We start from the raw sequence: 24,912 nt of genomic DNA, 5'->3' as shown, positions 1-24,912 counted from the left end.
GGCGCCCGTCAAATCGGCCGGTTGTGGTCACGGTCCACGGCGCGGCGCTGCGGCGCCAGCAGGATCCACGTGACGAGGGGCCACAGGGCCACGGCGACGAAGCTCTCGATGAAATTGAGCCAGCCGGGGAAGCGGCCCGAGACGATCAGCCGCGTCAGCAATTGCAGCGCCTGCGTCAGCAGCAGCAGCGGCAGCACGTGCAGCGCCTGCGTCAGGATGGGAAACCACAGCACGCGGCGGTGCATCATGATGGCGAAATACGAGAGCAAGGTGTAGGCCAGCGCATTCTCGCCCAACAGGGTCGAATCGTGCACGTCCATCATCAGGCCCATGAAGAACGCCACGCCGATGCCGACCTTGCGCGGCTGGTGGATGCCCCAGAAGACCAGCACCAGGGCGACGAAATCGGGCACGCCGACGAACTGTCCCCACGGCAGCAGGTTCAGCAAAAAAGCGCACAGCAGGGAAAAACCGATGAACAGGGGGCTGACCGGCAGCAGGATGTAATGCGGGCGGTTCATCGTGTCGCTTCCTTCGGTGGCACGGCAGCAGGTGTTGGTACAGGCGTTGCGGCAGGCGCCGCCGGTTTCGGCGCGGGGCCGGCAGGCGGTTTCGCGGCCGGCACTGCGGCCGCATTGACGGCCGGCGGTGTCGCAGCGGCAGCCGCAGGCTCCTTGGCAGGGTCCTTGATCGGTGCCATCTTGCCGGCGATCTTGCGGCCCGTCTTGACATCTTCAGCGGGCGGGCGCGGTGGAATCTCGGGCGACGTCATCAAGATGAGCAGCTGTGTGTTGCGTTCGATGCCGGCCAGCGGCTGGCACACGACACGGCCAAACGGGCCATGCGCATTGCGCTCGACCAGGGTCACGCGTGCCACGGCCAGGCCGGCCGGGTACAGGCCGTCGAGGCCCGAGGTAATGACGATGTCGCCGATCTGGATGTCGGCGCTGGGGGCCGTGAAGCGCAGCTCCATGGTGCCGGACTTGCCGCGGCCGATGGCCACGCTGCGCACGCCGTTGCGCAGCAGCTGCACGGGAATGGCTTGCTCTTCATCCGTCAGCAGGGTCACTTCGGAGGTGAACGGGAACACGCGCGTGACTTGTCCCACCACGCCGAGGTTGTCGATCACGGGACGGCCCAGTTCCACGCCATGCTGGATACCGCGATCGAGCACGATCTTGCGCGTGGCCGAATCGCGCGTGTCATACAGGACTTCGGCCATCATGGTCTTGACGGGAACGCGCTCGCGCGCTTCCATCAATTTGCGCAAGTGGTTGTTTTCAACGATGTTGAGCTGCGCCTGCTGCAGTATCTGCGCCGAGGCGATTTGCTCGTGTTTCAGGTCGCGCACCTGTTTTTCCAGAGCGGACAGCGAAGAAAAGTAATTGCCGACGCCAAGCGCCACATCGCGCGGCACCAGAGCTGCCATCTGCACCGGATACAGCACGGTGCCGACGGCCTGGCGCACGGCAGTCAGCGCGTGCATGCGCGAATCGACCAGCAGCAGGGCGATTGAAATGCCGGCGAACACCATCATCTTGACGCGGGCGGAGGCGCCTTGTTTGAAAAGTGGCGGAGGACTGTATTCCATGACTTCCAATAATCAGGCCAGGCGCAGTGCGCCAACGTGCAGGCCCCGGTCAGACGCCGGCGCCAAAACCAAAAAAAGGCCGGAATGGTTTCCGGCCCTTCTGTCAGATTATTCGTAGGAGAAGATCGAGCCGAGCTTGTCCATACGTTCCAGAGCCATCCCGGAACCGCGCACCACGCAGGTGAGCGGGTCCTCGGCCACCAGCACCGGCAGGCCGGTTTCCTCCATCAGCAGGCGGTCCAGGTCGCGCAGCAGTGCGCCGCCGCCCGTCAGCATCATGCCTTTTTCGGCGATGTCGGCGCCCAGTTCCGGCGGCGTCTGTTCCAGCGCGTTCTTCACGGCCGAGACGATGTTGTTCAGCGGGTCGGTCAGCGCTTCGAGGATCTCGTTGCTGGAGATGGTGAACGAGCGCGGGATGCCTTCGGACAGGTTGCGGCCCTTGACTTCCATTTCCTTCACTTCCGAACCAGGGAAGGCCGAACCGATGGCCTTCTTGATGGCTTCAGCCGTCTGTTCGCCGATCAGCATGCCGTAGTTGCGGCGGATGTAGTTGACGATGGCTTCATCGAACTTGTCGCCGCCCACGCGCACGGAACCCTTGTAGACCATGCCGCCCAGCGAGATGATGCCCACTTCGGTGGTGCCGCCACCGATGTCGACCACCATCGAGCCTGTCGCTTCGGACACGGGCAGGCCCGCACCGATGGCCGCTGCCATCGGTTCTTCAATCAGGTACACCTGCGAGGCGCCGGCGCCCAGCGCAGATTCACGGATGGCGCGGCGTTCGACCTGGGTCGAACCGCACGGCACGCAAATGATGATGCGCGGCGATGGGCGGAAGAATTTCGAGTCGTGCACCATGCGGATGAATTGCTTGAGCATCTGTTCGGTGACGGTGAAGTCGGCGATCACGCCATCTTTCATCGGGCGAATCGCTTCGATATTGCCCGGCACCTTGCCCAGCATCTGCTTGGCTTCCTTGCCGACTGCCTGAATGGTCTTCTTGCCATTCGGACCGCCTTCCTGGCGGATGGCGACGACGGATGGCTCGTCCAGGACGATACCGAGGCCGCGTACATAAATAAGGGTGTTGGCCGTGCCCAAGTCAATGGCCAGATCGGTGGAGATATACCTGCGTAAAAAACCAAACATGAGTGTCCTGTAGCGCATCGAGCTGCGCAAAAGCTGTTTATAGGGAGTTTCAAAGCGGGCGCTTTCAGGCCCCCTGAAAATCCAAAAGGCGATTTTTCCGGGTTTCGCTTGGCGCTTGCGCAATCTTTTCTATGCTGCGGCAGCGGTCCATCAGCGCCGGCAACGCATTAACCCGCCATTCTACCTTATAATTTGAATGCGATTTGCTCAAAAACCATGGAAAAGTGCGACTCTTGCAGCCGCGAGTTACGCGGCATTCCTCGATTTTTGTGAACAAAATAGCAGTAAATACCCGCGTTTTATCAAAACGCCAACTTAATACTAATGCGCGGCACTCCGCGCCATTCGCCATGTCCCTGACACTCTCCGACGTAAAACGCATCGCCCACCTGGCCCAACTTGAAATGGCCGACGACCAGGCCGTCACGTCTTTGGCCCAATTGAACAAGATTTTTGCACTCGCGGAACAAATGCAAGCCGTCAATACCGATGGCGTGGCACCCCTGAGCCACCCGCTGGCTGCCCACATGGACAATATCGCCCTGCGCCTGCGCGACGATATCGCCACGGAACAGAACCGCCGCGATGCCTACCAGGCCGTGGCGCCGAAAGTCCAGGATGGACTCTATCTCGTGCCCAAGGTTATCGAATAAACACGCCGTTGCGCCGCTCCCGCCTTCTTGCCGAATATCAAAATAGAAACGCCATGCATACAAAATCCATCAAACAGCTGTCCACGCTTTTGCAGAACAAGGAAATTTCCGCCGTTGCACTGGCGACGCATTTCCTCGACCGCATCGAAGCGGACAGCTCGAACGCCTTCCTGCACGTCGACCGTGCCCTGACCCTGGCGCAAGCTGCCGAAGCGGATGCGCGCATTGCCGCCGGCACGGCCACGCCCTTGACGGGCGTGCCGATCGCCCACAAGGACCTGTTCGTCACGAAGGGCTGGCGCACGACGGCCGGCTCGAAAATGCTGGCCGACTACGCCAGCCCGTTTGACGCCACTGTGGTGGAGAAATTCCAGGCCGCCGGCATGGTCACCCTTGGCAAGGTCAATTGCGATGAATTCGCCATGGGTTCCGGCAATGAAAACTCGGCCTTCGGCGCCGTGCAGAATCCGTGGGACAAGACGGCAGTGCCGGGCGGCTCGTCCGGCGGCTCGGCCGCCGCCGTGGCGGCTGGGCTGACGCCTGCCGCCACCGGCACCGACACGGGCGGCTCGATCCGCCAGCCGGCCGCGTTTTGCGGCATCACCGGCATCAAGCCGACGTACGGCCGCGTCTCGCGCTTCGGCATGATCGCCTTCGCCTCGTCGCTGGACCAGGGCGGCCCGATGGCCCGCTCGGCCGAAGACTGCGCCCTGCTGCTCACCGCCATGGCCGGCTTCGACGAACGCGACTCGACCAGCCTGTCGCCGGAACAGGGCGGCGTGGCCGAAGATTTTTCGCGTGAACTGGGCCAGCCATTGACAGGCTTGCGCATCGGCGTGCCGCGCGAGTACTTCGGCGAGGGCCTGGCCAAGGACGTGGAAGCAGCGGTGCGCGGCGCACTGGCGCAATATGAAAAACTGGGCGCCACCCTGGTCGACATCTCGCTGCCGAACACCGCCCTGTCGATTCCCGCCTACTACATGATCGCGCCGGCCGAAGCGTCGTCGAACCTGTCGCGCTACGACGGCGTGCGCTACGGCCACCGCGCTACCGAGTACAAGGACTTGCAGGACATGTACAAAAAGTCGCGCGCCCAGGGCTTCGGCCCGGAGGTGCAGCGCCGCATCATGGTTGGCACCTACGTGCTGTGCCACGGCTACTACGACGCCTACTACCTGAAGGCGCAAAAGATCCGCCGCCTGATCGCACAGGATTTCGATGCCGTATTAAATGGCCCGAACGCCGTCTGCGACGTCATCATGGGCCCCGTTGCGCCGACTGTCGCCTGGGACCTGGGCGACAAGACGGACGACCCGGTGGCGAACTACCTGGCCGACATCTACACCCTGTCGACCAGCCTGGCCGGCCTGCCCGGCATGTCGATACCGTGTGGTTTCGGCGAGGGCGAGAAGAACGCCAAGCGCCCCGTCGGCCTGCAAATCATCGGCAATTATTTTGGCGAAGCCAAGCTGCTCAATATCGCCCACCAGTTCCAGCAAGTGACGGACTGGCATACGCGCAGCCCTGCCGGCATTTAAGAAAAAATTTGCGCCGCCCGGGCGGCGCCACCAAAAAATAAGCGAGAACACTATGCAATGGGAAGTCGTCATCGGTCTTGAGAACCACGTGCAGCTCACGACCGAATCCAAAATTTTCAGCGGTTCGCCGATCAAGTACGGCGCCGAAGCCAATACGCAAGCGAGCCCCGTCGACCTGGCACTGCCAGGCGTGCTGCCAGTCATGAACAAGCAGGCTGTCGACCGCGCCATCCGCTTCGGCCTGGCCGTCGGCGCCACCGTCGCGCCGCACTCGGTCTTCGCGCGCAAAAACTATTTTTATCCGGATTCACCGAAGGGTTACCAGATCAGCCAGTTCGAAGACCCCGTCGTCATCGGCGGCGCCCTGACCTTCGGCTATGAAAAGGATGGCGAATTCGTCACCAAGACGGTGAACCTGACGCGCGCCCACCTGGAAGAAGACGCGGGCAAATCGCTGCATGAAGACTATGCTGGCATGAGCGGCATCGACTTGAACCGCGCCGGCACGCCGCTGCTGGAAATCGTCTCGGAACCGGAAATCCGCAGCGCCGCCGAAGCCGTGGCCTACGCCAAGGCCCTGCACTCGCTGGTCATGTGGCTGGGCGTTTGCGACGGCAACATGCAGGAAGGCTCGTTCCGCTGCGACGTCAACGTCTCCGTGCGCCCCGTCGGCCAGAAAGAATTCGGCACCCGCTGCGAAATCAAGAACCTGAATTCCTTCCGCTTCATCGAAGAAGCCGTGCACGTCGAAGTGCGCCGCCAGATCGAACTGATCGAAGACGGCGGCAAGGTCGTGCAAGCGACGCGCCTGTACGATCCGGACCGCAAGGAAACGCGCGAAATGCGCAGCAAGGAAGACGCACAGGATTACCGCTACTTCCCGGACCCGGACCTGCCGCCGCTGGTCATCTCGCAAGCGTGGATCGACACGGTCAAGGCCTCGATGCCGGAACTACCGGCCGCCATGCGCGCCCGGTTCATCAGCGAGTACGCGCTGCCGGAATACGACGCGCTGGTGCTGACGCAATCGAAAGCCATGGCCACCTATTTTGTCGCCGTGGTCGACAAGGCCGGCAAGGAAAACGCCAAGGCCGCCGCCAACTGGCTGATGGGCGACGTATCGTCGACCCTGAACCGCGAAGGCGTGGACCTGGACGACGCCCCCGTCTCCGCCGCGCAGCTGGCCGCCATGCTCAAGCGCATCGCCGACGGCACGATCTCGAACAAGGCGGCCAAGGAAGTCTTCGCCGGCATGTGGGAAGCGAAGTCAGACGACGAAAATCTGGTCGACACCATCATCGACGCCAAAGGCCTGAAGCAGATCTCGGACTCGGGCGCCCTGGAAGCCATCGTCGATGAAGTACTGGCGGCGAACGCCAAGTCGGTAGAGCAGTACCGCGCCGGCAAAGAAGCGGCAATTAACGCGCTGATCGGCCAGGCCATGAAAGCGTCCAAGGGCAAGGCCAACCCGGCCCAGCTGACGGAACTGCTGAAGGCCAAGCTGGCGGGGTAACTCTCCCCCATCCCAAAAAAAGACGCTGCGGCGTCTTTTTTTTTGCCTGTCGGATCTCCTTATAAACAAGCTTGTCTACGTTTTATGTCACGTCTGAAAGGCGTTTATACGCCACTGAAAATTAAAGTATACATTTTTGTCTACAAGGTTTAATCTAGCCATATTGAATTTCAGGCAAGAGGAAAACCGCATGGCCAAGACGCACGACATCCCGAAACCGACGGCAGCCGAACTCGATCTGCTGCAGGCACTGTGGCCGCTGGGCGCCGCCACGGCCAAGCAGGTGCACGAGGCGATGGCGCTGGCCAAGCCGGCCATCACGTATGGCACCGTGTTGCGCCTGATGCAGATCATGCACACCAAGGGCTTGCTGATCCGCGACGAAAGCCAACGCTCGCACGTGTATGCGCCGGCCCAGGCGCAGGACAGCCTGCAGACGAATTTGCTCAAGGAATTGATGCAGAAAGCCTTTGCCGGTTCGGCCAAGGCGCTGGTGCTGGCGGCGCTGCGCACGGGCGTGTCGCGCGCCGAACGCGAAGAAATCGAAAAAATGCTCAAGGACGATCAGTCATGAGCGGCTTCGTGCCGGCGCTAGGCTGGACCCTGCTGCACTTCCTGTGGCAAGGCCTGCTGATCGGCTGCGCCACGGCGCTGGCGTGGGCGGCCCTGCGCAATGCGCGTCCGGAGGCGCGCTACGCCGTCGGTTGCGGCGCCCTGCTGGCCTGCCTGGCATGGCCGGCGGCGGGCTTGTGTCTGCGCCTGGCCGGCGGCGATGCCACGGGTGCCCGGTACTCCAGCGCCTTGCTGCCGACCGCCCTGCTGGCGCCAGACAGCCTGCCCGACCTGGACTTGCTGCTGCGCGCCATCGTCGGCGTGTGGGCGCTGTGCGCCGCCGTGCTGGCCGTGCGCATGGCGCTGGGCATGCTGTGGATAGAGCGCAGCGCCAGGAACACCGGCGCCACGCCTGGACAACTGCAGACAAGGCTGTCGCGCATGGCCCAGGATGCCGGCGTGACGCGGCCCGTGCGGCTGCGCGTGCTCGACGGCATCGCCAGCCCGCTCACGGCCGGCATCTGGCGACCCATGGTGCTGGTGCCCGCCTCGCTAGTCACCGGCATGCCGCCGCACCTGCTCGACGCGCTACTGGTACACGAACTGGCGCATATCCGGCGCCACGACTATCTGATCAACCTGCTGCAAAACGCCATCGAGGCGCTGCTGTTCTTCCACCCGGCCGTCTGGTGGATTTCACGCGGCGTGCGCCTCGAACGCGAACACATTGCAGATGATTTCGCAGCAAGACAACTGGGCGAACCGCGGCGTCTGGCTCTTGCACTCTCGGAACTGGAGCGTCTCCAGTTCTCAACCCACCACCTGGCCCAGGCGGCCAACGGAGGAGATCTTATGTCACGTATCACACGATTGCTGCGCCCCGCACCACAAACCCTGAACTGGAAAGCGGCCATACCGCTGCTGGCCCTGGCCGGCGCCTGCCTCGGCATCTACGGCCAGGCCGTGGCCGCCGACAGCGCGCCCGTACTGGAACGCCGCCCCGTCATCGACTTTGGCGTCTGCGGCAAGCCGGTCTGGCCAGCCGCATCGCTGCAGGCAAAGGAAGAGGGCACAGTCAACATGTCCTTCGACGTGAATGCCACCGGCAAGGTAACGGGTTCGAGCGTGGTCAAAAGCAGCGGCCATCCGGCCCTCGACGAGGCGGCGCGCAGCGGCATCGCCAAGTGCACATTCAAGCCGGCCCTCGCTGGCGGCAAGCCGGTCAGCGCCAGCGTCAAGGTGCAATACGTCTGGAGCCTGAACTAAAGCAGCGGCGGCGGCGTTGTAACATCGCAGCAGCGCTGCCGCCGCCCGCTTCCGGGTATGATCATGGATTCTTCCACGCACCTGTGAACACGCCATGAACAAGATCAAAACCGGCCTGGTCGGCTACGGCTTCGCCGGCTCCACCTTCCATGCTCCCGTCCTGTCCGCCATCGAGGCCCTGGAACTGACGGCCGTCGCTTCCAGCAAGCCGGAGCTCGTGCACAAAGATTGGCCGCACGCGACCGTGTATGCCGAGCCCGCGCAGCTGTTTGCCGATCCGTCCATCGAACTGGTCGTCATCGCCGCGCCCAATGAAGCGCATTTCGGCCTGGCGCAAGCGGCCCTGCAGGCGGGCAAGCACGTGGTGGTCGACAAGCCCTTTACCATTTCCAGCGTTGAAGCACAGAGCCTGATCGCGCTGGCCAAAGAGCGCAAGCTGGTGCTCAGCGTGTATCACAACCGGCGCTGGGATGGCGACTTCCTGACCCTCAAAACGCTGCTGGCGCAGGGTACCCTGGGGCGCATCACCAGCGTCGAATCGCATTTCGACCGTTTCCGTCCCGAGATCCGCCAGCGCTGGCGCGAGTCTGGCGCACCGGGCGGCGGTTTGCTGTACGACCTGGGTCCGCACATGCTGGACCAGGCCATGCAGCTGTTCGGCCAGCCGGAAAAGCTGTATGCCGATATCGTCCTGCAGCGCGACGGCGCACAGGCTGTAGATTATATGCACCTTGTGCTGTACTACGACCGGCTGCGCGTGGTGCTGCAAGCGGGTTGCCTGGTGAAGGCGCCGACAGCGCGCTTCGCCGTGCATGGCGACAAAGGCAGTTTCGTGAAGTTTGGCCTCGACCCGCAGGAAGACGCCCTGAAGGCAGGCGGCAGGCCGGGCCAACCCGGCTGGGGCGTGGATCCCGTGCGCGGCGCCCTGCACCTGGGCACGCAGCCGGACGGCCATTTCGAACACCTCGAGATGCAAGCGGGTCGCTACCAGGACTTTTACCAGGGCATGGCCGACGCCATCCGCCACGGCGCACCGGCGCCCGTGGCGGCGGAAGACGCGGCGGCGACGATACGCCTGATCGAACTGGCGCTGCAAAGCGCCACCGAAGGGCGCGTACTCAAGGTCAGCTGATCAAGGTTAATTAATGACGAAGGCCAGCACCACGGCCCCCAGCGCCAGCAGGGCCAGGCCGCAAATGAACAGCAGTTCGCCCCACCATTCGTAGCGCAAGCGCGGCTGGCCAGGGCGCAGCGACATGAACGAAAGCACGGCGCTGACGAGAAAGACGATGGCATCGACGGCCAGCAGCTTGTCGATGGCCACCCGCACCTCGCCGCGCGGCGCCAGGTGGCCGATCGACAGTACCGTCATGCATACGCCGACCATCGTCGCCGACGTGGGCAGGATATGGGCAGACAAACCGCGCGCCGGCACGCCCCGCTCGGGTGCCTTGCCGTCGCCCGGCATCAAGGCCGGCCCTGGTTCGTTCCCGCCGGCCAGACCAGCTCCACGCGCGCGGAGCTGCCCGCCTTGACCTGCACCTTGCGTTCCAGCGTCTTGCCGGCCAGGGTGGCGCGCAAGCTGTAGCTGCCCGGCGGCAGTTTTGCCAGCAGGAACGGTCCGCTGGCCGTCGTTTCCAGCACCTGCGTGCCCTTGCCATCGCTTATCTGCAGCTTCACGTCGGAGGCAAATTCCGCCTTGCCTGCCGCCTGCACGGAAAACGCCAGGCTCAGGGGCCAATGCCGGCTGGCGCTCTTGATGGCCGTCGACTCGTCGAGGCCGATGCCGCCGCTCAGGTATTCCACCGCCCCGCTCTTCTGCACGGGCGGCAGCGCGTTATCCGTTTGCGCCTGCGCCGCACTTCCCAGCAACAGCCCGGCGGCCAGCATTGCCGCCGCCAAGCCCAGGGTACCGCGTCTGTTTGATGCCATCTCACTCTCCTCGTGTCGGTTGAATCAAGATAGGAAGCGCAGCTTAGGCAGGACTTAGGAAACCATCAACGCCGGCGCATGGCCTCGGCAATCTTCTGGTCCGTCTTGAACTGGCTCAGTGCATACACGGCCCAGATCGTCGCTGGCAGCCAGCCGATCAAGGTGATTTGCAGGATCAGGCAAATGATGCCGGCGATCGGACGGCCGATCGTGAAAAAGGTCAGCCACGGGAATATCAGGGCAATCAGCAAGCGCATCGTTCGTTCCTTCAGTATTCCCCTGCGCCGCGGGGACCGGGCCGGCATGCGGCGGTAAAATCCATTGACCTGATTATAACGATACCTGCGCCTCACGCGGCGCGGGTGCCAGTTGTTTTTCCATCCACGCCAGGATGGCGGCGAAGATCACGTCGCGGTTCACTTCATTGAAATTCTCGTGATAATTGGCCGGATAGTAGTGATAGTCGAGCAAGCCATCGGGCACGCTGCGCAGCATGCTTTCCGTGGCGCGGCTGTCGGCCAGCTTGTCGTCGCCCGCCACCACGGCGAACAAGGGGAAGGCCCAGCCCGCCAAGCCGCCCGCCAATTCCTTTTGCGCCGACGTCAAGGCATGGGCGAAGCGTACCGATGCAGCACTGGCGCGGATGCCGTCGCGTTCATCCTGGAAATGGCGGGCAGTGATAGTCTGGTCGTGCGTGAGCAGCATGGTCAGATTTCCCAGCGGTACCTTCATCGTGGGGAAGCGCTGCGCCAGCCAGCCGGACAGCATTTGCAGCACCTTCGGCACGGGAATCGCATTCACGTAATACGGCGATGAGATGACAAAACCCTTGATGGCCGGGTCGTCCGCAAAGCGCCGCAGGCCCAGATGCGTGGCGATCAGGCCACCCATGGAGTGGCCCATGACGAAAACCGGCACGCCTGGATACGCCTGCTTGACCCAGGCGAGGAACAGCTCTTCGTCGTCGAGGAAAGCCTCGAACGACGGAATATCGACCTTGCCCTGACCATCGTGGCCCACCATGTCGAAGCTGACGGTGGCGATGCCGTGCTGGCGGAAGTACAGCGCCGGTGTGACGTAATCGCCCGCATGCGCCATGCCGCCGTGGATCGCCAGGATCACGGCACGTGGCTGTTGTGGCCCTGGCGGCTGCCAGATGTGGATGGGCCGCTCGACCTGGTCGCTGCACCGCAGGCTGGCCATCTTGTCTTCTGAAAAACGCATCGCTGCTCCTGTCATGCCCTGTCACGCCTTCAGGTGATCGATCAACTGGCGCGCATACAGGGGTAATTCACTGAACTGGCGCACGCAAATCGTCAGATTGCGTACCGACCAGGGATCGGATAATTCCAGGCAGCGCAGCGCCATCGTCTGCTGGCAGCGGCTGGCCGCCGCCAACGGCACCACACTGATGCCCACGCCGCTGGCCACCATGCGGCAGACGGCATCAAAACTGCGCAGGCGCACGCGCACCCTCAACGGGCGCCCCAGGCGCGCCGCATGCATGCCCAGGTACTGCTGCATCGCGCTGTCGTCGGCCAGGCCGATGAAATCGTGATCCAGCAGCGTGGAGAACGCGACGACACCATCCCGGCCCAGCGCGCGGTGGTGCACGCCGTCGGCCGCCGCGATGACCACCAGGCGGTCGGGGCGAAACAAAAACGTCTGCAAGCCGCGCATGTCGACCGAATCGGACACGATGCCCATGTCGGCCAGCCCTTCCGAGACGGCCTTGACGATATCGTAACTGAGGCGCTCTTCCAGGTCGATGGTCAGGTTCGGATGACGGTCGAGAAAAGCGCCCAGCGCTTCGGGCAAAAATTCGCTGAGCGCCGCCGTATTGCACAGCAGCCGCAACTGCCCTTTCAAGCCCCGCGCAAATTCACCGAGCTCGCCGCGCATTTTCTCCATTTGCAGCAGCACCAGGCGCGCGTGATGCAACAAGGTCTGGCCCACGGGGGTCGGCTCCACGCCGCGCCGCCCGCGCAGCAGCAAGGGCATGCCCAGCATCTCTTCCATGCCGCGCACGCGCGCACTGCTCGAGGCCAGCGCCAGATGGCTGCGCGCGGCGCCCGCCGTCAGGCTGCCCGCTTCCACCACGTTGACGAACAGCTGCAAATCGACCAGATCAAAGCGCATGGCGGCTCTCCTTTTCACCATCTTATCAGCCTTCGTATTTTACTAAGGCTGACTCAAAATAATCCACCTTGGCGAAACCGCCCAGCGCGCGCAGAATCCACGCAAAATCACTGTGGGATGAAAAAATGGAGACGTCATACCTGCTGGCCGTCGGTGCCAGCTTCCTCGTCGCTGGCTTCGTCAAAGGCGTAGTCGGATTGGGCTTGCCGACGGTGGCCATGGGCACGCTCAGCCTCGTCATGCCGCCCGTGCAGGCGGCAGCCCTGCTGATCGTGCCGTCGATGGTGACGAATGTCTGGCAGCTGGCGGCCGGCCCGGGCCTGCGCGCCCTGCTGCGCCGCTTATGGCCCATGCTGACGGCCGTCATGGCCGGCACCGTGGCGGGCGGCGCCCTGCTGCCGAAGGATGGCGGCGCCTGGGCCGTCGTCGCGCTGGGCGTGGCGCTGATGCTGTATGCGCTGGCCGGCCTGTTCTCGCTGCAGCTACGCGTGCCGACGCGGCACGAAGCGTGGCTGGGGCCCATGGCGGGAGCGGCGACAGGGCTGGTGACGGCCGCCACGGGCGTGTTCGTGATTCCCGCCGTGCCGTATCTGCAGGGACTGGGACTGGCGCGCGATGCGCTGGTGCAGGCGCTTGGCCTGGCGTTTACGGCATCGACCGTGGCGCTGGCGGCCAGCCTGGCCCTGCACGGCGACTTCAGCCTCGGTGCGGCCGGCGCATCGGCGTATGCGCTGCTGCCGGCGCTGGCCGGCATGCTGGCCGGTCAATGGCTGCGCGGACGCATCGCGCAGCAGGTATTCAAACGGTGTTTTTTTGCCGGGCTGTTTGCCCTGGGCCTGCATGCGGCGCTCAAGCCATGGCTGGCGTGATGCAGATAGACTGGCAAGGGGACAGCGCGCTGTGCGCGTGGATCGACGGCCAGCAGGTGGCCATGCTCGACATCAGCAAGTGCGCAGACGGGGTGACGGTGAACATGCTGTTCGTGAAACCGCCATTCCGGCGGCGCGGCATCGGCGGCGCGCTGCTGCGCCATCTGCTGCAATGCCATCCGCAGGCTGGCGCCGCCTGCAGCGACCCGCGGCTGCGGGCGCTGCTGGAAAAGACGACTTAAATACCGTAGCGCGTGCGGTACGCGGAAACGGCATCCTTATATTGGAGCAGTTCCGGATCGGCGCCAGCGCCATTCAGATAGCCGAACAAGTCGTCCAGGTTGCCGATCGAGATGACGGGGATGCCATACTGTTTCGACACTTCCTGCACGGCCGAACTTGGCGACAGCTGGCCATCCGGGCCCGAACGCTCCATGCGGTCCAGGGCGATCAGCACGGCGCATGGCTCGGCGCCGGCGGCGCGGATCATGTCCACCGATTCACGCACCGAGGTACCGGCCGAGATCACATCGTCAATGATGACGACTTTGCCATGCAATTTGGCGCCGACGATGGTGCCGCCTTCGCCATGGTCCTTGGCTTCCTTGCGGTTGAAGGCGAACGAGGTGTTGCGGCCCTTGCCGGCCAGCGCCACGGCGGTGGCCGACGCCAGGGTGATGCCCTTGTAGGCGGGGCCGAACAGCATGTCGAATTCCACGCCCGAATCGAGCAGAGTCTGCGCGTAGAACTGCGCCAGTTCGGCCAGGGTGGCGCCGTCATGGAACAGGCCCGCATTGAAGAAGTACGGCGACTGGCGCCCGGCCTTGGTGGTGAACTCGCCAAACCGCAAGACTCCCTTGGATACTGAAAACGCGATAAACTGCTGGCGTAAATTATTCACATTAGCCTCATTTTTTAAAAGTGCCTGTATTTTAATCCGCGCGCAGCGGCGAGACAATCGCCATGCCGCGCCCGCCGGCCCCGTCCAGCGCCCTTTCACTCTAGACCTATGCCAAAAATTATCTCCGCCAACCTGAACGGCATCCGTTCCGCCGCCAAAAAAGGCTTTTTCAACTGGATGGGCACGCAGACGGCCGATTTCATCTGCGTGCAGGAATTGAAGGCGCAACTGCCCGACATGACGCCGGAATTCCTCAACCCGCACGGCTACCATGGCCATTTCCACTACGCCGAGAAAAAAGGCTATTCCGGTACGGGCGTGTACAGCAAGGTCGAACCGGACGCCGTGCATATCGGCTTCGGCAGCCCCGAATTCGACGCCGAAGGCCGCTATGTGCGCTGTGATTTTGGCAACCTGTCCGTCATTTCCGTGTATTGCCCGTCCGGTTCGTCCGGCCCGGAACGCCAGGAAGCCAAGTTCCGCTTCATGGAACTGTTCCTGCCGCATTTACTGGAATTGAAGGCGCTGGGCCGCGAAGTGGTTATCTGCGGCGACTGGAACATCGCCCACCATGAAATCGACCTGAAAAACTGGAAGGGCAACAAGAAGAATTCCGGCTTCCTGCCGGAAGAACGCGCATGGCTGACGCGCGTCTTCGACGAAGTGGGCTTTGTCGACGTGCACCGCGGCCTGGACAAGCGCGAAGACCAGTACACGTGGTGGAGCAACCGCGGACAAGCCTACGCGAAAAACGTGGGCTGGCGCATCGACTACCACGTCGCCACGCCCGGCATCGCGGCCCAGGCGCATACGGTCAGCGTCTACAAGGACGAGCGCTTCTCCGACCACGCGCCGCTGATCATCGACTACACGCTCAAGGCGTAAGCACCGCTACAGGCTGCGCCGGCTTTCAAAATGGCGCGGCGCGCCGCTCAAAGGGTCCGTAAAATCGATCGCGCGCGCCAGCAGCTGCAAGGGCTGCGACATGTCGTCCTCCTTGCACGGCAGGGCCACCGGATAAAACGCGTCGTTGACGATGGGGATACCCAGCGATGCAAGGTGCACGCGCAATTGATGCTTGCGGCCCGTGTGCGGCTGCAGCCGGTACAGGCTCACGTCGCCGCGCTCCTCGATCACGTCGATGACGGTTTCCGAGTTCGGCGCGCCCGCTTCCTCGCGCATGAGGAAAAACTGCTCGCCCTCGACCATGCGGCTGCGGTAGGTAAATGGAAAATCGCGGCCATCCAGACGCGGCGCCAGCGCCTCGTAGGTCTTGCGCACTTCGCGGCGCTGGAACAGCGATTGATAGGCGCCGCGACTGGCGATCTGGCGCGAAAAAATCACCACGCCAGCCGTCTCGCGGTCGAGGCGGTGGATCGGCGTCAGGTCGGCCCAGTCCAGGGTTTTCTTCAGGCGCGTCAGCAGGGTCTCTTGCACGAAGCGCCCGGCCGGCGTCATGGGTAAAAAGTGCGGCTTGTCGACGACCACCAGGTGGTCGTCCTGGAACAGGATCTCTTCCTGGAACGGGATCGGCGTTTCGCGTTCCAGCTCGCGGTAGTAAAAAATGCGCATGCCGCGCCGGTATGCGCTGTCGGGCGCCAGCACGGCGCCATCGCCGTTCACCACTTCGCCACGCGCCATGCGGTCCCGCCATTGCGCGGCGCTGATCTGCGGATAGCGCTCGAGCAGAAACGACAGCATGTCGGGCCACTGCCCTTCCGGCAGCCACAGGTAGCTGGGCGCCACGCCGTCGCGCATGGGCAGGGGTGCGGCAAGGTGACGGCTGGACATCCTAGCGCTGCGCGATGGCGTTGCTGCGGTATGGCGGCAACGCATCCACGCTGACGCCCTTGCTGCGCGCATACAACGGCAGCACTTGCGCCATGTGGCTGTTCATCTGCGAGATGCGGTCCTTGCCCGACGGGTGAGTCGAGAGGAATTCCGGCGGCGCACCCGCGCTCACGGCCGCCATCTTCTGCCACAGCACGACGCCGGCGCGCGGGTCGAAACCGGCGCGCGCGGCCAGGTCCATGCCGATCAGGTCCGCTTCGCGTTCATCGTCGCGCGAGAACTTCAGCATCACGCCCTTGGCAGCCATGTTCGTGGCGGTGCTGGTCAGATTCGGGTCGACGCCGAGCCAGGCCGACAGGCCGGCGCCCACCAGCTTCGAGCCGACGGCGGCCAGGTTGCCCTTGCCAGCCTGCGCTTGCGAGTGTTCGCGCAAGGCGTGCGAAATTTCATGGCCCATGACGACGGCCACTTCATCGTCGGTCAGGTTCAGCTTGGTGATGATGCCGCTGTAAAAAGCGATCTGCCCGCCCGGCATGCAAAAGGCGTTGACCTCGTCCGAGTTGAGCAGGTTGATCTGCCAGTTCCAGTTGGCCGCCGCGTCGTTCCAGCGCGTGGCGAACGGGATGATGCGCTGGGCGATGGCGCGCAGGCGTTTCACTTGCGGATCGCTGTCCGGCACCAGTGCATTTTTTTCCTTCGCTTCGTTGACCAGCTGCGTATATTGCTGCTTCGATTCCGCATTGAAATCGGTGCCGCCGGCAAAGATGCGCGACGTCGACAAGGGACGCACCTTGATGCCATCCTGTACCGTCGCCTGCTGGGCGTAGACGGACAGGGGTGCCAGTGCCGTGACCGCGCACAGGCTGGCCAGGACGGTGTAACGTTTAAGGGATATTGGTGCCATTGGCAGACCTCCATGGAGCGATTTTAGGCAGCATCATCATGGCCGGGAAGGCCAGGAAGAAGCACACGATGAAAAACGAGAACCAGCCCAATTCCGCGACCAGAAAGCCCACCGAGGCATTGATCAGGGTGCGCGGCACGGCACTCAGGCTGGAAAACAAGGCATATTGCGTGGCCGTATAGCGCGGATCCGTGGTGCGCGACAGGAACGCGACAAAGGCGGCCGCACCCAGGCCCAGGCTGGCGAAAGCTTCAAAACCGATCACGGCGCTCAATAGCATGGTGTTCGGCCCCACCTGCGCCAGCCAGGCAAATCCCAGAATCGCGATCGCCTGCAGCGCGCCGAATACCCACAGGCCCCGGTTGATGCCCAGCTTGAGCATCCACACGCCGCCCACCACGCCGCCGGCCAGGCTGGCCCAGAAACCTGTGGTATTGGCGGCCAGGCCGATCTGCGTCATGGAAAACCCCAGGTCGAGATAAAACTTCGTCGCCAGCGCCGTGGCCATGCTGTCGCCGATTTTATAGAGTAATACGAAAGCGAGTATCCACATTGCGTTACGCCAACCATCGCGCGCGATGAACTCCTGGAATGGCAAGATGATCGCTTCGCGCATGGTCTTCGGCGGCGAGCCGTACACGGTGGGTTCCTTGATCAGCAAAGTGCACACGAGACCCGGCAGCATGAAGGCGGCCGTGATCCAGAAGACGGGCTGCCACGGCATGCGGTCGGCCAGGATCAGCGACAGCGCGCCCGGCACCATGCCCGCCACTTTATACGCGTTGACGATGACGGCGGCGCCCAGGCCCTGCTCGTTATCGCTGAGGATTTCGCGCCGGTAGGCGTCGATGACGATGTCCTGGCTGGCCGACAAAAAGGCCACGCCGCCGGCAGCGGCGGCGATCAAGCCGATCTGCGTGAGCGGATCGAGCATGCCCATGCCGCCGATGGAAAAGAACAGCGCCACTTGCGTGAGCGCCATCCAGCCGCGCCGGCGGCCCAGTCCCAGGATGCGGTAGCGGTCCATCAGGGGCGCCCACAGGAATTTCCAGATATACGGGAACTGCACCAGGGCGAACAGCCCCAGCGCCTTGACGTTCAGGCCCGACTTGGCCAGCCATGCCTGCAGCAGGTACAGCAGGATGAACAGGGGCAGGCCGGAACTGAAGCCCAGCACCAGCACGGCCAGCATGCGGCCATTGGCATAGGAACGCCAGCCTGGCGCCGGGCTTGTGCTCATCAATGCATCGCTTTTTTACGCAGGCGGAAAACAGCCAGGTCGCCGCGCAGGTTCGGCAGCACGGAGACCATCTTGCCTTCGGCCAGGGCCACGCATTCGATCACTTCCAGGCCGCATTCCTCGGCCAGTTCGCGGAAGTCATTGATCGTAGCGCAGCGCACGTTGGGCGTGTCGTACCACTGGTAGGGCAGCGATTTCGACACGGGCATCCGGCCTTTCAGCAATGCCACGCGGTGCGGCCAGTAGGCGAAGTTGGGAAACGAGACGATGGCCTCGGCGCCCACGCGCACGATGTCGCGCAGCAGCGGCTCGACCTGCTTCATCATCTGCAGCGACGACAGGCACAACACCGTATCGAAACTGTTGTCGCCAAAGACGGCCAGGCCCTTTTCCATGTCCTGCTGGATCACATTGACGCCGCGCAAGGTACTGGCCAATACCTTGTCGTCGGCGATCTCGATGCCATAGCCGCTGCACTCCTTGTCGCTTTGCAGGTACTGCAGCATCACGCCTTCGCCGCAGCCCACGTCCAGCACATGCGCGTTCTTCGGCACCCAGTGGGCGATGAAGGCCAGGTCGGGGCGCAGCGCGCTCAATTCATCAAAAGTCATGCGGTCTCCTTGGCGCCCTGGCGGACGGCGGTGTTCTTTACTGCGGCGGGCGCACCCGCGCCGATATCGTTCCATACCTGGCCATAATAGGCGCGCACCATGTTCATGTAGCGCGCATCTTCCAGCAGGAAGGCGTCGTGGCCGTGCGGCGCATCGATTTCCGCATACGTGACCTGGCGGCGGTTGCAGACGAGCGCTTCGACGATTTCCCGGCTGCGCTCGGGCGAGAAGCGCCAGTCGGTGGAAAACGAGGCGAGGAAGAACTTGGCCTTGGTGCCCGACAGGGCCTTGGCCAGGTCGCCGCCATGCGCGCGCGCCGGGTCGAAGTAGTCGAGCGCCTTGGTAATGAGCAGATAGGTGTTCGCGTCGAAGTACTCGGAGAACTTATCACCCTGATAACGCAGATACGATTCGATCTCGAAATCGATGCCGAAGCCGAACTTGTAGTCGCCCGTCTGCGCCGCATCGCGCAGCTTGCGGCCGAATTTCTCGGCCATGTCGTCATTCGACAGATAGGTGATATGGCCCACCATGCGCGCCACGCGCAAGCCGTTCTTCGGCACCACGCCGTGGGCATAGAAGTCGCCGCCATGATAATCGGGGTCGGACAGGATGGCCTGGCGCGCCACGTCATTGAAGGCGATGTTTTGCGCCGACAGCTTGGCCGTCGAGGCGATCACCACGCAGTGGCGCAGCCGCTCGGGGAACATGATGCTCCACGCCAGCGCCTGCATGCCGCCCAGCGAACCGCCCATCACGGCGGCGAACTGCGTGATGCCCAGTTCATCGGCCAGGCGCGCCTGCGCGCTGACCCAGTCTTCCACCGTGACGACGGGGAAAGAGGCGCCGTACGGCTTGCCGGTGGCGGGATTGGTGTGCATGGGGCCGGTCGAACCGAAGCAGGAACCCAGGTTGTTGACGCCGATGACGAAGAATTTGTCGGTGTCGAGCGGCTTGCCCGGTCCCACCATATTGTCCCACCAACCCGTGCTTTTCGGCTCGTCCGCATACACGCCGGCCACGTGGTGCGAGGCGTTCAGGGCGTGGCAGACCAGCACCGCGTTCGATTTGTCGGCGTTCAGGGTGCCGTAGGTTTCATACATCAGCATATAGTCTTGCAGCGATGCTCCGCTTTGCAGCTGCAAGGGTTGCGCAAAATACATGGTTTGCGGCGAAACAATTCCAATGGATGACATGTGTGTCGGTTTATAAAAGGAGGGCGGCCCCACGGGCCATGGTCGATGCAGCACCGCGATGATAGGTGCTGCAACTTTAGCATCAGGGCACCTCTTGCCGCGCGCGAGGTGTCCTGATGCTTAAGGTGACAGTTTACATGAGCTGCAACTGTTGTACGGCTTCCGCGATCACATTTGGTTCCATGGAACGCATAATTTTGCGCATTTGTGGCGCAATCAGGCCAAGATCGCTGTTGAGTATCTCTTGCTTGACCGCCAACAGTTGCGCCGGATGCATGGAAAATTCGCGCAGTCCCATGCCCAGCAGCAAGCGCGTGAGCTTCACGTCGCCCGCCATCTCGCCGCAGACTGCCACGTCGATGCCCGCCTTGTGGCCGGCGGCGATCGTCATGGAGATCAGTTGCAGCACGGCCGGGTGCAGCGGATTGTACAAATGCGCCACTTCATAGTCGACGCGGTCGATGGCCAGGGTGTACTGGATCAGGTCATTCGTGCCGATCGACAGGAAGTCCATGCGCTTGACGAACATGGGCAGGGCCAGCGCGGCGGCAGGAATCTCGATCATGGCGCCCACTTCGACCTCGTCGTCGAACTTGACGCCGTCCTCGCGCAGGCTGGCCTTCGCTTGCGCGATCATGGCCAGCGACTGGTCGATCTCGAACGCATGCGCCAGCATGGGAATCAGGATGCGCACCTTGCCGAAGGCGGAGGCGCGCAGGATCGCGCGCAGCTGCGTCAGGAACAGCTGCGGCTCGGCCAGGCAGTAGCGGATGGCGCGCAAGCCCAGGGCGGGATTCAAGGCCGTATGGTCGGACTGGTCGAGCGGCTTGTCGGCGCCGATGTCGAGCGTGCGGATGGTCACCACGCGCCCTTTCATCGATTGCACCGTGTTGCGGTAAGCCTCGAACTGCTCGTCCTCGGTGGGGATCTTGTGCGCCCGGCCCATGAACAGGAATTCGGAGCGGAACAGGCCCACGCCGCTGGCGCCCGATTCCAGCGCGAACGGGCAATCCTCGGGCAGTTCGATATTCGCCAGCAGGGTAATCGGAGTGCCGCACCTGGTGACGGCCGGCGTCTTTTTCAGCTTGCCCAGCTTTTTGCGCGCGCGCTGCATGGCCACCTGGCGCTCGCGGTACTGCTCCAGCACCAGGGGACTGGGGTTGGCGATCACCACGCCCGCGTCGCCGTCGATGATCAGCCAGTCGTCCTGCTCGATCAGCATCGACGCCTGCGACATGCCGACGGCGGCCGGGATATCCAGGCTGCGCGCGACGATGGCCGTGTGCGAGTTCTGGCCGCCCACGTCGGTGATGAAGCCGATGAAGGAGCGGTCGCGGAACTGCAGCATGTCGGCCGGAGAGATGTCGTGGGCGACGACGATCATCTGCGCCAGCAATTCATCGTCGGCGGCCGCTTTCGGCAGCAGCTGTTCCGTGCCCAGCAAGACCTTCAGCACGCGTTCGGCCACTTGCTGGATGTCGGCCTTGCGTTCGCGCAAATACGGGTCTTCGATTTCGTCGAACTGCGCCGACAATTCATCAATTTGCGTCAACAGCGCCCATTCGGCGTTGTAGTGGCGCGAACGGATGATGTCGAGCGGCGCTTCGGCGATCATCGGGTCCGACAGGATCAGCGCATGCACGTCGATGAACGCGCCCAGTTCCGTGGGGGCGTCCTTCGGCAGCTCGTTCCACAGGGTTTGCAGTTCCTTGTGGACGGCAGCGATGGCGTTTTGCAAACGCTGGACTTCCGCTTCGATCTGTTCCTGGGCGACCAGGTAGTGTTTGACGTCAAGGGCGGCCGGCGCCAGCAGATGCGCGCGGCCAATGGCGATGCCGCGGGAGACCGGGATGCCGTGGAGCGTGAAAGATGCCATGGGGTGACCTGTCGGAATGCGGCTGCGGCTGCGTTCGGCGGGCATTACTCGCCTTCGCCAAACCTGTCATTAATCAGGGCGGTGAGCGCATCGACACATGCCTGCTCATCATCGCCCTCGGCTTCCAGGGTCACTTTCGCGCCCTTGCCGGCGGCCAGCATCATCACGCCCATGATGGACTTGGCGTTGATGCGGCGCGCGTTGCGGGTCAGCCAGACGTCGCTCTTGAACTTGGCGGCGAGCTGGGTAAATTTGGCGGAGGCGCGTGCGTGCAGTCCCAGCTTGTTGATGATTTCGAGTTCTCTTTGAATCATTTTTGTATGGTCTCTATCCCTGAATGCACTACGCTGATGATAATCTTGGCCTATAAAAACCGCCGCCTTCAGGGCGGCGGCCATGTACTTCCTTATTCTCCCACGCGGATGCGGTTATCCACGCGCACGGCACCGCTTTGCGCACCGGCCAGCGCCATTTCCACCACCACGTCGAGCGTGTCGCGGCGATACGTGATCGCGCGCAGCAGCATCGGCAGGCTGATGCCGGCGATGACTTCCACCCGCCCCGCATCGGCCAGCTTGTTGCAGCAGTTCGACGGCGTGCCGCCCTTCACGTCGGTAATCACCAGCACGCCGGAGCCGTCGTCGAGGCGGCAGATGGCGTCCGACGCCAGCTTTTGCACTTCCGCCAGGTCCTGGTCGGCGACGACGTCGATGGCTTCAAACCGTTCCGTTGGCCCCCGAAACACATGCGCGCAAGCGGCGATGAAAGCCTGTCCCAGCGGTGCATGTGTCATGAGCAAAATCCCTACCATAGTCATTTCACCTTCTAGCGCTGCTGCGCTTGCGCAACGCCATGCTCGACGGCGTCGACAAACATGGCCGCCACGTCAAAGCCCGTCTGCTGCATGATTTCCTGGAAGCAAGTCGGGCTGGTGACATTGACTTCCGTCAGATAGTCGCCGATCACGTCCAATCCTACCAGCATCAGGCCACGCGCGGCCAGGATCGGGCCCAGCTTTTCTGCGATTTCCAGGTCACGCGCCGTCAAGGGTTGCGCCACGCCCGTGCCGCCGGCGGCCAGGTTGCCGCGGACTTCGCCCGCCTGCGGGATGCGCGCCAGCGAAAACGGCACCGGCTTGCCGCCGATGACGAGGATGCGCTTGTCGCCCTTGACGATGTCGGGAATAAACCGCTGCGCCATGATGGTCTGCGCGCCGTTCTCGCTCAGGGTCTCGATGATGGCGCCCAGGTTCAGGCCGTCGGCCTTGACGCGGAAGATGCCCGTGCCGCCCATGCCGTCGAGCGGCTTGAAGATGACGTCCTGGTGCTTGGCGTGGAAGGCGCGCAGGCGCGCTTCGTTCGACGTCACCAGGGTCGGCGAAGTGAATTCGGAAAACTGGGCAATGGCCAGCTTTTCATTGTTGTCTCGGATGGCGGACGGCTTGTTGAAGACGTGCGCGCCCTGCTTTTCCGCCAGTTCCAGCAGATACGTGCCGTACACGTACTCCATGTCGAACGGCGGGTCCTTGCGCTCGATGATGGCGTCCAGGGCCGACAGGCGCACTTCTTCGGTGGAAACGACCTTGTACCAGTCGTGTTCGTCGCCCGTCAGCTCGATATGCTGTACCCGTGCCGTGACGATGCCCTCTTCCAGCGCCATGTCCTTCTGTTCGAAGGCGTACACGGCGTGGCCGCGTTTGGCCGCCTCGCGCATCATGGCGAAGGTGGAATCTTTGTAAGTCTTGAAGCCTGCCAGCGGGTCGGCAAGGAATGCAATTTTCATGGTGCGTCCAATCGGGGAGCCTGGATAAGGAATGCTTGATTCTAGCCGAGATCGCCAGGCGCGGTAGTCACCGCGCCCGGCAAGCCGCAGGGATGGATCAATACACCTCGGGATTCGGGTCCGTGCGCTCCATTTCCAGCGACGCGGCCAGCAAGGCCAGGCGCGCCACCACGCCATACACATAGAAGCGGTTCGGCGCGGCCGTGCCCGGTTTGGCCTTCAAGTCCGGCACGGCATGCTGCTGGGCAAATGCCAGCGGCACGTACTGCGAGCCGGGCGCATTCAGGTTCTGATCCACGCCCTTTTCCGCGTGCACGCGGTAGAAGCCGCCCACCACGTAGCGGTCGATCATGTAGACGACCGGCTCGGCCACGGCATCCTTGATGCTTTCAAACGTGGGCACGCCTTCCTGGATGATGACGTCGGTGACAACCTTGCCGTCCTTGACGATGGACATCTTGTCGCGCTGCTTGCGCGACAGGTCGCGCACTTCGCTGGCGTCGCGCACCGTCATGATGCCCGTGCCATACGTGCCCGCATCGGGCTTGACGATGACGAACGGCTTTTCCTTGATGCCGTATTCCTTGTACTTCTTGCGGATCTTGGCCAGCAGCACGTCGACGCTCGCGGCCAGCGCATCTTCGCCCTCGCCTTCCTGGAAGTTGACGTCGCTGCACTTGGCGTGGAAGGGGTTGAGCATCCACGGGTCGACATCGATCATCTTGCCGAATTTTTTCACCACTTCATCGTAAGCCGTGTAGTGGTTGCTCTTGCGGCGCAAGGCCCAGCCCGCATGCAAGGGCGGCAGCAAGCTTTGTTCATGGATGTTTTGCAAGATATCGGGGATGCCGTCCGACAAGTCGTTATTCAGCAAGATCGTGCACGGGTCGAAATCCTTCAAGCCCAGGCGGCGGCCATTGTTCAGGCGCACGAGCGGCTCGATGACGAGCATGTTGCCATCTGGCAACGCCAAGGGTGTCGGCTGGGTGATGTCGGGCGACCAGGAGCCGAAGCGCACGTGCAGCCCCGTCTGGCGGAAGATCTGCATCAGGCGCGCCACGTTCTGCAGGTATTGCGGCGTCGTATTGTGCAATTCCGGCACGATCAGCAGGTTGCGGGCATCCGGGCAATACTTGTCGATAGCGGCCATGGCCGCCTGCACGGACAAGGGCAGCATTTCCGTCGCCAGATTGTGGAAACCGCCTGGGAACAGATTGGTATCGACGGGCGCCAGCTTGTAGCCCGCGTTACGCAAGTCTACCGAGCAATAGAAGGGCGGCGTGTGCTCTTGCCACTCCATGCGAAACCAGCGCTCAATGGCCGGCGTCGCGGCCAGAATCTTTTTTTCGAGGTCGAGCAGCGGTCCGGTCAGGGCCGTGACGAGATGGGGAACCATAGTTACATCC

At 63.1% G+C, this 24,912-nt stretch carries 28 protein-coding genes; 9 read left to right on the top strand and 19 right to left on the bottom strand.

All coding sequences use genetic code 11. The features are described 5' to 3' along the window. Positions 1–8 precede the first annotated feature (8 nt). The 3 genes from mreD to BZG29_RS04700 all read right to left on the bottom strand — a co-directional run bounded on the left by mreD (position 9) and on the right by BZG29_RS04700 (position 2,743). Complete coding sequence (mreD, locus tag BZG29_RS04710; RefSeq protein WP_077399420.1) at positions 9–521, bottom strand: rod shape-determining protein MreD; 513 nt, start codon at positions 519–521, stop codon at positions 9–11. Next, positions 518–1,591, bottom strand: coding sequence for a rod shape-determining protein MreC (mreC, locus tag BZG29_RS04705; protein WP_077399417.1), 1,074 nt, complete (start codon positions 1,589–1,591; stop codon positions 518–520). The genes mreD and mreC overlap by 4 nt, the downstream gene beginning before the upstream one ends. Positions 1,592–1,699: 108 nt before the next feature. Next, entirely contained in the window at positions 1,700–2,743 is a 1,044-nt protein-coding gene (locus tag BZG29_RS04700; RefSeq protein ID WP_010393186.1) for a rod shape-determining protein, read from the bottom strand. A gap of 350 nt (positions 2,744–3,093) precedes the next feature. Between BZG29_RS04700 and gatC the strand changes: the two genes are divergently transcribed. The 6 genes from gatC (at position 3,094) to BZG29_RS04670 (ending at position 9,397) form a co-directional block, all read left to right on the top strand. Beyond that, on the top strand, positions 3,094–3,396 hold the full coding sequence (gene gatC, locus BZG29_RS04695; RefSeq protein ID WP_077399414.1) for an Asp-tRNA(Asn)/Glu-tRNA(Gln) amidotransferase subunit GatC: 303 nt from the start codon (positions 3,094–3,096) through the stop codon (positions 3,394–3,396). Between the two features lie 53 nt (positions 3,397–3,449). Further along, positions 3,450–4,934 (top strand): Asp-tRNA(Asn)/Glu-tRNA(Gln) amidotransferase subunit GatA, encoded by a 1,485-nt coding sequence (gene gatA / locus BZG29_RS04690; RefSeq protein ID WP_077399411.1) that lies wholly within the window; start codon positions 3,450–3,452, stop codon positions 4,932–4,934. Between the two features lie 52 nt (positions 4,935–4,986). Then, a complete protein-coding gene (gene gatB, locus BZG29_RS04685; RefSeq protein ID WP_077399408.1) occupies positions 4,987–6,447 on the top strand; it encodes an Asp-tRNA(Asn)/Glu-tRNA(Gln) amidotransferase subunit GatB in 1,461 nt (486 codons plus the stop codon). Positions 6,448–6,637: 190 nt separating this feature from the next. Continuing rightward, entirely contained in the window at positions 6,638–7,021 is a 384-nt protein-coding gene (locus BZG29_RS04680; RefSeq protein ID WP_077399405.1) for a BlaI/MecI/CopY family transcriptional regulator, read from the top strand. Then, positions 7,018–8,265 carry a M56 family metallopeptidase gene (locus BZG29_RS04675; RefSeq protein WP_077399402.1) on the top strand — a complete coding sequence of 416 codons (1,248 nt, stop codon included), beginning with the start codon at positions 7,018–7,020 and terminating at the stop codon, positions 8,263–8,265. The genes BZG29_RS04680 and BZG29_RS04675 overlap by 4 nt, the downstream gene beginning before the upstream one ends. 94 nt (positions 8,266–8,359) lie before the next feature. After that, positions 8,360–9,397, top strand: coding sequence for an oxidoreductase (locus tag BZG29_RS04670; protein ID WP_077399399.1), 1,038 nt, complete (start codon positions 8,360–8,362; stop codon positions 9,395–9,397). A gap of 6 nt (positions 9,398–9,403) precedes the next feature. Here the strand turns inward: BZG29_RS04670 and BZG29_RS04665 are convergent, their stop codons facing one another. The 5 genes from BZG29_RS04665 to BZG29_RS04645 form a co-directional block, all read right to left on the bottom strand. Next, complete coding sequence (locus BZG29_RS04665) at positions 9,404–9,733, bottom strand: hypothetical protein (protein WP_077408956.1); 330 nt, start codon at positions 9,731–9,733, stop codon at positions 9,404–9,406. Beyond that, entirely contained in the window at positions 9,733–10,197 is a 465-nt protein-coding gene (locus BZG29_RS04660; RefSeq protein WP_077399396.1) for a carboxypeptidase-like regulatory domain-containing protein, read from the bottom strand. The genes BZG29_RS04665 and BZG29_RS04660 overlap by 1 nt, the downstream gene beginning before the upstream one ends. Before the next feature lie 65 nt (positions 10,198–10,262). Then, positions 10,263–10,454, bottom strand: a complete 192-nt coding sequence (locus BZG29_RS04655; protein WP_077399393.1) for a YqaE/Pmp3 family membrane protein — start codon at positions 10,452–10,454, stop codon at positions 10,263–10,265. Between the two features lie 73 nt (positions 10,455–10,527). Next, positions 10,528–11,421: an alpha/beta fold hydrolase gene (locus tag BZG29_RS04650; protein WP_077399390.1), complete on the bottom strand. Its 894-nt coding sequence runs from the start codon at positions 11,419–11,421 to the stop codon at positions 10,528–10,530. 21 nt (positions 11,422–11,442) lie between these two features. Continuing rightward, positions 11,443–12,336 carry a LysR substrate-binding domain-containing protein gene (locus BZG29_RS04645; protein WP_077399388.1) on the bottom strand — a complete coding sequence of 298 codons (894 nt, stop codon included), beginning with the start codon at positions 12,334–12,336 and terminating at the stop codon, positions 11,443–11,445. A gap of 125 nt (positions 12,337–12,461) precedes the next feature. Here BZG29_RS04645 and BZG29_RS04640 point away from each other — a divergent pair, with 125 nt between their 5' ends. Beyond that, positions 12,462–13,205: a sulfite exporter TauE/SafE family protein gene (locus BZG29_RS04640; RefSeq protein WP_077399385.1), complete on the top strand. Its 744-nt coding sequence runs from the start codon at positions 12,462–12,464 to the stop codon at positions 13,203–13,205. After that, on the top strand, positions 13,205–13,447 hold the full coding sequence (locus BZG29_RS04635; RefSeq protein WP_171984940.1) for a GNAT family N-acetyltransferase: 243 nt from the start codon (positions 13,205–13,207) through the stop codon (positions 13,445–13,447). The genes BZG29_RS04640 and BZG29_RS04635 overlap by 1 nt, the downstream gene beginning before the upstream one ends. Here the strand turns inward: BZG29_RS04635 and pyrE are convergent. Further along, complete coding sequence (gene pyrE, locus BZG29_RS04630; protein ID WP_077399379.1) at positions 13,444–14,106, bottom strand: orotate phosphoribosyltransferase; 663 nt, start codon at positions 14,104–14,106, stop codon at positions 13,444–13,446. The two genes, BZG29_RS04635 and pyrE, sit on opposite strands and share 4 nt — an antisense overlap. A gap of 108 nt (positions 14,107–14,214) precedes the next feature. Between pyrE and BZG29_RS04625 the strand changes: the two genes are divergently transcribed. After that, positions 14,215–14,991, top strand: coding sequence for an exodeoxyribonuclease III (locus BZG29_RS04625; RefSeq protein WP_077399376.1), 777 nt, complete (start codon positions 14,215–14,217; stop codon positions 14,989–14,991). A 6-nt stretch (positions 14,992–14,997) separates the two neighbouring features. Here BZG29_RS04625 and BZG29_RS04620 read toward each other — a convergent pair whose 3' ends face one another. The 10 genes from BZG29_RS04620 to gshA form a co-directional block, all read right to left on the bottom strand. After that, positions 14,998–15,897: a pseudouridine synthase gene (locus tag BZG29_RS04620; protein ID WP_077399373.1), complete on the bottom strand. Its 900-nt coding sequence runs from the start codon at positions 15,895–15,897 to the stop codon at positions 14,998–15,000. 1 nt (position 15,898) lies between these two features. Next, the gene (locus tag BZG29_RS04615) at positions 15,899–16,801 is read right to left on the bottom strand and encodes a M48 family metallopeptidase (protein WP_077399370.1); all 903 of its coding nucleotides are present in this window, start codon (positions 16,799–16,801) and stop codon (positions 15,899–15,901) included. Further along, positions 16,782–18,041 (bottom strand): AmpG family muropeptide MFS transporter, encoded by a 1,260-nt coding sequence (locus BZG29_RS04610; protein ID WP_077399367.1) that lies wholly within the window; start codon positions 18,039–18,041, stop codon positions 16,782–16,784. Before BZG29_RS04610 ends, BZG29_RS04615 begins: the two co-directional genes overlap by 20 nt. After that, positions 18,041–18,652, bottom strand: a complete 612-nt coding sequence (gene metW, locus BZG29_RS04605) for a methionine biosynthesis protein MetW (protein ID WP_077399365.1) — start codon at positions 18,650–18,652, stop codon at positions 18,041–18,043. Before metW ends, BZG29_RS04610 begins: the two co-directional genes overlap by 1 nt. Further along, positions 18,649–19,815 carry a homoserine O-acetyltransferase gene (locus BZG29_RS04600; RefSeq protein ID WP_253192885.1) on the bottom strand — a complete coding sequence of 389 codons (1,167 nt, stop codon included), beginning with the start codon at positions 19,813–19,815 and terminating at the stop codon, positions 18,649–18,651. The genes metW and BZG29_RS04600 overlap by 4 nt, the downstream gene beginning before the upstream one ends. A gap of 166 nt (positions 19,816–19,981) precedes the next feature. Continuing rightward, on the bottom strand, positions 19,982–21,724 hold the full coding sequence (gene ptsP / locus BZG29_RS04595; protein WP_077408955.1) for a phosphoenolpyruvate--protein phosphotransferase: 1,743 nt from the start codon (positions 21,722–21,724) through the stop codon (positions 19,982–19,984). 44 nt (positions 21,725–21,768) lie between these two features. Continuing rightward, positions 21,769–22,038, bottom strand: a complete 270-nt coding sequence (locus BZG29_RS04590) for an HPr family phosphocarrier protein (protein ID WP_034749416.1) — start codon at positions 22,036–22,038, stop codon at positions 21,769–21,771. Between the two features lie 92 nt (positions 22,039–22,130). After that, the gene (locus BZG29_RS04585; protein WP_035824452.1) at positions 22,131–22,535 is read right to left on the bottom strand and encodes a PTS sugar transporter subunit IIA; all 405 of its coding nucleotides are present in this window, start codon (positions 22,533–22,535) and stop codon (positions 22,131–22,133) included. Positions 22,536–22,549: 14 nt separating this feature from the next. After that, complete coding sequence (gene gshB, locus BZG29_RS04580; protein ID WP_077399360.1) at positions 22,550–23,506, bottom strand: glutathione synthase; 957 nt, start codon at positions 23,504–23,506, stop codon at positions 22,550–22,552. A 97-nt stretch (positions 23,507–23,603) separates the two neighbouring features. Continuing rightward, on the bottom strand, positions 23,604–24,902 hold the full coding sequence (gshA, locus tag BZG29_RS04575) for a glutamate--cysteine ligase (protein WP_077399358.1): 1,299 nt from the start codon (positions 24,900–24,902) through the stop codon (positions 23,604–23,606). Between the last annotated feature and the right edge of the window lie 10 nt (positions 24,903–24,912).

This window comes from Janthinobacterium sp. LM6 (assembly GCF_002002885.1).
GTDB classification, from domain to species: domain Bacteria; phylum Pseudomonadota; class Gammaproteobacteria; order Burkholderiales; family Burkholderiaceae_D; genus Janthinobacterium; species Janthinobacterium kumbetense.
Note: the sequence above shows the minus strand (reverse complement) of the source record. Positions and strands in the feature narration are given on the sequence as shown.

Excerpts from the sequence above, each read along its gene's own strand:
- mreD (WP_077399420.1), bottom strand. The coding sequence starts at position 521 with ATGAACCGCCCGCATTACATCCTGCTGCCGGTCAGCCCCCTGTTCATC.
- mreC (WP_077399417.1), bottom strand. The coding sequence starts at position 1,591 with ATGGAATACAGTCCTCCGCCACTTTTCAAACAAGGCGCCTCCGCCCGC.
- BZG29_RS04700 (WP_010393186.1), bottom strand. The coding sequence starts at position 2,743 with ATGTTTGGTTTTTTACGCAGGTATATCTCCACCGATCTGGCCATTGAC.
- gatC (WP_077399414.1), top strand. The coding sequence starts at position 3,094 with ATGTCCCTGACACTCTCCGACGTAAAACGCATCGCCCACCTGGCCCAA.
- gatA (WP_077399411.1), top strand. The coding sequence starts at position 3,450 with ATGCATACAAAATCCATCAAACAGCTGTCCACGCTTTTGCAGAACAAG.
- gatB (WP_077399408.1), top strand. The coding sequence starts at position 4,987 with ATGCAATGGGAAGTCGTCATCGGTCTTGAGAACCACGTGCAGCTCACG.
- BZG29_RS04680 (WP_077399405.1), top strand. The coding sequence starts at position 6,638 with ATGGCCAAGACGCACGACATCCCGAAACCGACGGCAGCCGAACTCGAT.
- BZG29_RS04675 (WP_077399402.1), top strand. The coding sequence starts at position 7,018 with ATGAGCGGCTTCGTGCCGGCGCTAGGCTGGACCCTGCTGCACTTCCTG.
- BZG29_RS04670 (WP_077399399.1), top strand. The coding sequence starts at position 8,360 with ATGAACAAGATCAAAACCGGCCTGGTCGGCTACGGCTTCGCCGGCTCC.
- BZG29_RS04665 (WP_077408956.1), bottom strand. The coding sequence starts at position 9,733 with ATGCCGGGCGACGGCAAGGCACCCGAGCGGGGCGTGCCGGCGCGCGGT.
- BZG29_RS04660 (WP_077399396.1), bottom strand. The coding sequence starts at position 10,197 with ATGGCATCAAACAGACGCGGTACCCTGGGCTTGGCGGCGGCAATGCTG.
- BZG29_RS04655 (WP_077399393.1), bottom strand. The coding sequence starts at position 10,454 with ATGCGCTTGCTGATTGCCCTGATATTCCCGTGGCTGACCTTTTTCACG.
- BZG29_RS04650 (WP_077399390.1), bottom strand. The coding sequence starts at position 11,421 with ATGCGTTTTTCAGAAGACAAGATGGCCAGCCTGCGGTGCAGCGACCAG.
- BZG29_RS04645 (WP_077399388.1), bottom strand. The coding sequence starts at position 12,336 with ATGCGCTTTGATCTGGTCGATTTGCAGCTGTTCGTCAACGTGGTGGAA.
- BZG29_RS04640 (WP_077399385.1), top strand. The coding sequence starts at position 12,462 with ATGGAGACGTCATACCTGCTGGCCGTCGGTGCCAGCTTCCTCGTCGCT.
- BZG29_RS04635 (WP_171984940.1), top strand. The coding sequence starts at position 13,205 with ATGCAGATAGACTGGCAAGGGGACAGCGCGCTGTGCGCGTGGATCGAC.
- BZG29_RS04625 (WP_077399376.1), top strand. The coding sequence starts at position 14,215 with ATGCCAAAAATTATCTCCGCCAACCTGAACGGCATCCGTTCCGCCGCC.
- BZG29_RS04620 (WP_077399373.1), bottom strand. The coding sequence starts at position 15,897 with ATGTCCAGCCGTCACCTTGCCGCACCCCTGCCCATGCGCGACGGCGTG.
- BZG29_RS04615 (WP_077399370.1), bottom strand. The coding sequence starts at position 16,801 with ATGGCACCAATATCCCTTAAACGTTACACCGTCCTGGCCAGCCTGTGC.
- BZG29_RS04610 (WP_077399367.1), bottom strand. The coding sequence starts at position 18,041 with ATGAGCACAAGCCCGGCGCCAGGCTGGCGTTCCTATGCCAATGGCCGC.
- metW (WP_077399365.1), bottom strand. The coding sequence starts at position 18,652 with ATGACTTTTGATGAATTGAGCGCGCTGCGCCCCGACCTGGCCTTCATC.
- BZG29_RS04600 (WP_253192885.1), bottom strand. The coding sequence starts at position 19,815 with ATGTATTTTGCGCAACCCTTGCAGCTGCAAAGCGGAGCATCGCTGCAA.
- ptsP (WP_077408955.1), bottom strand. The coding sequence starts at position 21,724 with ATGGCATCTTTCACGCTCCACGGCATCCCGGTCTCCCGCGGCATCGCC.
- BZG29_RS04590 (WP_034749416.1), bottom strand. The coding sequence starts at position 22,038 with ATGATTCAAAGAGAACTCGAAATCATCAACAAGCTGGGACTGCACGCA.
- BZG29_RS04585 (WP_035824452.1), bottom strand. The coding sequence starts at position 22,535 with ATGGTAGGGATTTTGCTCATGACACATGCACCGCTGGGACAGGCTTTC.
- gshB (WP_077399360.1), bottom strand. The coding sequence starts at position 23,506 with ATGAAAATTGCATTCCTTGCCGACCCGCTGGCAGGCTTCAAGACTTAC.
- gshA (WP_077399358.1), bottom strand. The coding sequence starts at position 24,902 with ATGGTTCCCCATCTCGTCACGGCCCTGACCGGACCGCTGCTCGACCTC.